This is a genomic window from Streptomyces sp. NPDC088197, assembly GCF_044741185.1.
GTDB lineage: Bacteria > Actinomycetota > Actinomycetes > Streptomycetales > Streptomycetaceae > Actinacidiphila.
The window spans coordinates 1-5,978 of the sequence record NZ_JBIUSD010000034.1; the positions used below are offsets into that span (position 1 = coordinate 1).

Annotated in this window: 1 tRNA gene, 3 rRNA genes and 1 pseudogene; 1 reads left to right on the forward strand and 4 read right to left on the reverse strand. The window is 52.4% G+C overall.

The annotated features are described in order from the left end of the window. Window positions 1-262, forward strand: a pseudogene (locus ACIOC1_RS35525) (amino acid ABC transporter ATP-binding protein); the annotation flags it as partial. Window positions 263-368: 106 nt separating this feature from the next. Here the strand turns inward: ACIOC1_RS35525 and rrf are convergent. The 4 genes from rrf to ACIOC1_RS35545 form a co-directional block, all read right to left on the reverse strand. Further along, a 5S ribosomal RNA gene (gene rrf / locus ACIOC1_RS35530) occupies window positions 369-484 on the reverse strand. A gap of 64 nt (window positions 485-548) precedes the next feature. Next, window positions 549-3,452, reverse strand: a 23S ribosomal RNA gene (locus ACIOC1_RS35535). Window positions 3,453-3,644: 192 nt separating this feature from the next. Next, window positions 3,645-3,720: transfer RNA gene (locus tag ACIOC1_RS35540), tRNA-Glu, on the reverse strand. A gap of 85 nt (window positions 3,721-3,805) precedes the next feature. Next, a 16S ribosomal RNA gene (locus ACIOC1_RS35545) occupies window positions 3,806-5,345 on the reverse strand. Together the 16S, 23S and 5S rRNA genes with 1 tRNA gene alongside form the textbook arrangement of a ribosomal RNA operon. Between the last annotated feature and the right edge of the window lie 633 nt (window positions 5,346-5,978).

Genomic DNA, 5,978 nt, shown 5'->3' on the forward strand with positions numbered 1-5,978 from the left:
CAAAATTATGCTGTTTGACGAACCGACATCTGCGCTGGATCCGGAAATGGTGAAAGAAGTGCTGGATACTATGATTGGGCTGGCGCAATCCGGGATGACAATGTTGTGCGTGACGCATGAGATGGGTTTTGCCAGAACGGTGGCAGACCGGGTGATCTTTATGGACCGCGGTGAGATCGTTGAACAGGCCCCACCGGATGAATTCTTTGCGCATCCGAAGTCGGAACGTACGCGTGCATTCCTGTCGCAGGTGATTCATTAGTCATTTGCTTTGCCGGGTGGAGGCTTTGCCTTACCCGGCCTACCGTTTTTTCTGCACATAAACGCAAAAAGGCCATCCTTTCGGATGGCCTTTTCACTTATTTGATGCCTGGCAGTTCCCTACTCTCACATGGGGAGACCCCACACTACCATCGGCGCTACGGCGTTTCACTTCTGAGTTCGGCATGGGGTCAGGTGGGACCACCGCGCTAAAGCCGCCAGGCAAATTCTGTTATCTGTATCAGGCTGAAAATCGTCTCTCACCGCCAAAACAGCTTCGGCGTTGTAAGGTTAAGCCTCACGGTTCATTAGTATCGGTTAGCTCAACGCATCGCTGCGCTTACACACCCGACCTATCAACGTCGTCGTCTTCAACGTTCCTTCAGGAGACTTAAAGTCTCAGGGAGAACTCATCTCGGGGCAAGTTTCGTGCTTAGATGCTTTCAGCACTTATCTCTTCCGCATTTAGCTACCGGGCAGTGCCATTGGCATGACAACCCGAACACCAGTGATGCGTCCACTCCGGTCCTCTCGTACTAGGAGCAGCCCCCCTCAATTCTCCAGCGCCCACGGCAGATAGGGACCGAACTGTCTCACGACGTTCTAAACCCAGCTCGCGTACCACTTTAAATGGCGAACAGCCATACCCTTGGGACCTACTTCAGCCCCAGGATGTGATGAGCCGACATCGAGGTGCCAAACACCGCCGTCGATATGAACTCTTGGGCGGTATCAGCCTGTTATCCCCGGAGTACCTTTTATCCGTTGAGCGATGGCCCTTCCATTCAGAACCACCGGATCACTATGACCTGCTTTCGCACCTGCTCGAGCCGTCACTCTCGCAGTCAAGCTAGCTTATGCCATTGCACTAACCTCCTGATGTCCGACCAGGATTAGCTAACCTTCGTGCTCCTCCGTTACTCTTTGGGAGGAGACCGCCCCAGTCAAACTACCCACCAGACACTGTCCGCAACCCGGATCACGGGTCTACGTTAGAACACCAGCCATTAAAGGGTGGTATTTCAAGGTCGGCTCCACGCAGACTGGCGTCCACGCTTCAAAGCCTCCCACCTATCCTACACATCAAGGACCAGTGTTCAGTGTCAAGCTATAGTAAAGGTTCACGGGGTCTTTCCGTCTTGCCGCGGGTACACTGCATCTTCACAGCGAGTTCAATTTCACTGAGTCTCGGGTGGAGACAGCCTGGCCATCATTACGCCATTCGTGCAGGTCGGAACTTACCCGACAAGGAATTTCGCTACCTTAGGACCGTTATAGTTACGGCCGCCGTTTACCGGGGCTTCGATCAAGAGCTTCGCGTTGCCGCTAACCCCATCAATTAACCTTCCGGCACCGGGCAGGCGTCACACCGTATACGTCCACTTTCGTGTTTGCACAGTGCTGTGTTTTTAATAAACAGTTGCAGCCAGCTGGTATCTTCGACTGATTTCAGCTCCACCCGCAGGGGCTTCACCTACATATCAGCGTGCCTTCTCCCGAAGTTACGGCACCATTTTGCCTAGTTCCTTCACCCGAGTTCTCTCAAGCGCCTTGGTATTCTCTACCTGACCACCTGTGTCGGTTTGGGGTACGATTTGATGTTACCTGATGCTTAGAGGCTTTTCCTGGAAGCAGGGCATTTGTTACTTCAGCACCGTAGTGCCTCGTCATCACACCTCAGCGTTAAAAGGTACCGGATTTACCTGGAACCTCCGCCTACATGCTTAAACCGGGACAACCGTCGCCCGGCTAACATAGCCTTCTCCGTCCCCCCTTCGCAGTAACACCAAGTACAGGAATATTAACCTGTTTCCCATCGACTACGCCTTTCGGCCTCGCCTTAGGGGTCGACTCACCCTGCCCCGATTAACGTTGGACAGGAACCCTTGGTCTTCCGGCGAGCGGGCTTTTCACCCGCTTTATCGTTACTTATGTCAGCATTCGCACTTCTGATACCTCCAGCAACCCTCACAGGCCACCTTCAACGGCTTACAGAACGCTCCCCTACCCAACAACACATAGTGTCGCTGCCGCAGCTTCGGTGCATGGTTTAGCCCCGTTACATCTTCCGCGCAGGCCGACTCGACCAGTGAGCTATTACGCTTTCTTTAAATGATGGCTGCTTCTAAGCCAACATCCTGGCTGTCTGTGCCTTCCCACATCGTTTCCCACTTAACCATGACTTTGGGACCTTAGCTGGCGGTCTGGGTTGTTTCCCTCTTCACGACGGACGTTAGCACCCGCCGTGTGTCTCCCGTGATAACATTCTTCGGTATTCGTAGTTTGCATCGGGTTGGTAAGCCGGGATGGCCCCCTAGCCGAAACAGTGCTCTACCCCCGAAGATGAGTTCACGAGGCGCTACCTAAATAGCTTTCGGGGAGAACCAGCTATCTCCCGGTTTGATTGGCCTTTCACCCCCAGCCACAGGTCATCCGCTAATTTTTCAACATTAGTCGGTTCGGTCCTCCAGTTAGTGTTACCCAACCTTCAACCTGCCCATGGCTAGATCACCGGGTTTCGGGTCTATACCCTGCAACTTAACGCCCAGTTAAGACTCGGTTTCCCTTCGGCTCCCCTATACGGTTAACCTTGCTACAGAATATAAGTCGCTGACCCATTATACAAAAGGTACGCAGTCACCCCATAAAGAGGCTCCCACTGCTTGTACGTACACGGTTTCAGGTTCTTTTTCACTCCCCTCGCCGGGGTTCTTTTCGCCTTTCCCTCACGGTACTGGTTCACTATCGGTCAGTCAGGAGTATTTAGCCTTGGAGGATGGTCCCCCCATATTCAGACAGGATACCACGTGTCCCGCCCTACTCTTCGAGTTCACAACCTGTGCATTTTCGTGTACGGGACTATCACCCTGTACCGTCGGACTTTCCAGACCGTTCCACTAACACACAAGCTGATTCAGACTCCGGGCTGCTCCCCGTTCGCTCGCCGCTACTGGGGGAATCTCGGTTGATTTCTTTTCCTCGGGGTACTTAGATGTTTCAGTTCCCCCGGTTCGCCTCGTTAACCTATGTATTCAGTTAACGATAGTGTGTCGAAACACACTGGGTTTCCCCATTCGGACATCGCCGGGTCAAAGGTTCATATCACCTCGCCGGCGCTTTTCGCAGATTAGCACGTCCTTCATCGCCTCTGACTGCCAGGGCATCCACCGTGTACGCTTAGTCGCTTAACCTCACAACCCGAAGATGTTTCTTTCGATTCATCATCGGTTTGCGAAAATTTGAGAGACTCGAACACACATAAACTGTGTGTCGTTTCAATTTTCAGCTTGATCCAGATTTTTAAAGAGCAAATATCTCAAACATGACTCGCAAGTCAGTTTTGAGATATGACGGCAGGCGACTTTCACTCACGAACCAGCAAGTGGCGTCCCCTAGGGGATTCGAACCCCTGTTACCGCCGTGAAAGGGCGGTGTCCTGGGCCTCTAGACGAAGGGGACACTGAAGTCTCAATCGCAAGACGCCTTGCTATTTACTTTTCATCAGACAATCTGTGTGAGCACTGCAAAGGCAGGTTCTTTAAGGTAAGGAGGTGATCCAACCGCAGGTTCCCCTACGGTTACCTTGTTACGACTTCACCCCAGTCATGAATCACAAAGTGGTAAGCGCCCTCCCGAAGGTTAAGCTACCTACTTCTTTTGCAACCCACTCCCATGGTGTGACGGGCGGTGTGTACAAGGCCCGGGAACGTATTCACCGTAGCATTCTGATCTACGATTACTAGCGATTCCGACTTCATGGAGTCGAGTTGCAGACTCCAATCCGGACTACGACGCACTTTATGAGGTCCGCTTGCTCTCGCGAGGTCGCTTCTCTTTGTATGCGCCATTGTAGCACGTGTGTAGCCCTACTCGTAAGGGCCATGATGACTTGACGTCATCCCCACCTTCCTCCAGTTTATCACTGGCAGTCTCCTTTGAGTTCCCGGCCGGACCGCTGGCAACAAAGGATAAGGGTTGCGCTCGTTGCGGGACTTAACCCAACATTTCACAACACGAGCTGACGACAGCCATGCAGCACCTGTCTCAGAGTTCCCGAAGGCACCAATCCATCTCTGGAAAGTTCTCTGGATGTCAAGAGTAGGTAAGGTTCTTCGCGTTGCATCGAATTAAACCACATGCTCCACCGCTTGTGCGGGCCCCCGTCAATTCATTTGAGTTTTAACCTTGCGGCCGTACTCCCCAGGCGGTCGACTTAACGCGTTAGCTCCGGAAGCCACGCCTCAAGGGCACAACCTCCAAGTCGACATCGTTTACGGCGTGGACTACCAGGGTATCTAATCCTGTTTGCTCCCCACGCTTTCGCACCTGAGCGTCAGTCTTTGTCCAGGGGGCCGCCTTCGCCACCGGTATTCCTCCAGATCTCTACGCATTTCACCGCTACACCTGGAATTCTACCCCCCTCTACAAGACTCTAGCCTGCCAGTTTCGAATGCAGTTCCCAGGTTGAGCCCGGGGATTTCACATCCGACTTGACAGACCGCCTGCGTGCGCTTTACGCCCAGTAATTCCGATTAACGCTTGCACCCTCCGTATTACCGCGGCTGCTGGCACGGAGTTAGCCGGTGCTTCTTCTGCGGGTAACGTCAATTGCTGTGGTTATTAACCACAACACCTTCCTCCCCGCTGAAAGTACTTTACAACCCGAAGGCCTTCTTCATACACGCGGCATGGCTGCATCAGGCTTGCGCCCATTGTGCAATATTCCCCACTGCTGCCTCCCGTAGGAGTCTGGACCGTGTCTCAGTTCCAGTGTGGCTGGTCATCCTCTCAGACCAGCTAGGGATCGTCGCCTAGGTGAGCCGTTACCCCACCTACTAGCTAATCCCATCTGGGCACATCTGATGGCAAGAGGCCCGAAGGTCCCCCTCTTTGGTCTTGCGACGTTATGCGGTATTAGCTACCGTTTCCAGTAGTTATCCCCCTCCATCAGGCAGTTTCCCAGACATTACTCACCCGTCCGCCACTCGTCACCCGAGAGCAAGCTCTCTGTGCTACCGTTCGACTTGCATGTGTTAGGCCTGCCGCCAGCGTTCAATCTGAGCCATGATCAAACTCTTCAATTTAAGTTTGATGCTCGTGAATTAAACTTCGTAATGAATTACGTATGTTCACTCAGAGACTTGGTATTCATTTATTGTCCGAGGACGTTAAGAATCCATGTCACTTTGAGTGCCCACACAGATTGTCTGATAAATTGTTAAAGAGCAGTTGCAACGCGGCTTTCGCTCACCGTTGCGAGGTGGCGTATATTACGCTTTCCTCTTTCAGAGTCAACCCGTTATTTCAGGATTTTTTCTCTTCAACCGACCGGGTTGTCTGTGAAGTGATTCACATCTGCCGTGTCGATGGAGGCGCATTATAGGGAGTTCTCCGCAGGCCGCAACCGCTAAATGACAGAAAAATGACTGACTGCTGCATTCCACAGCAAAACCCCGCCTTATACCCTTTTACACACAGACTTATCCACAATGATACGAAAAAGTAAAAATGTGCGAGCGTTGCGCAAACGTTTTCGTTAAAATGCTCGCGCTTCACAAGGATGCCTCGTCAGGTGTGTTAGATGAGTTTTTCGCAGGAAAATTCATCTAACGCTCTCTGTAATCGTGAAATCCAGGGGATTTACCATGCAACAACGTCGTCCAGTCCGCCGCGCTCTGCTCAGTGTTTCTGATAAAGCCGGTATCGTCGAATTCGCT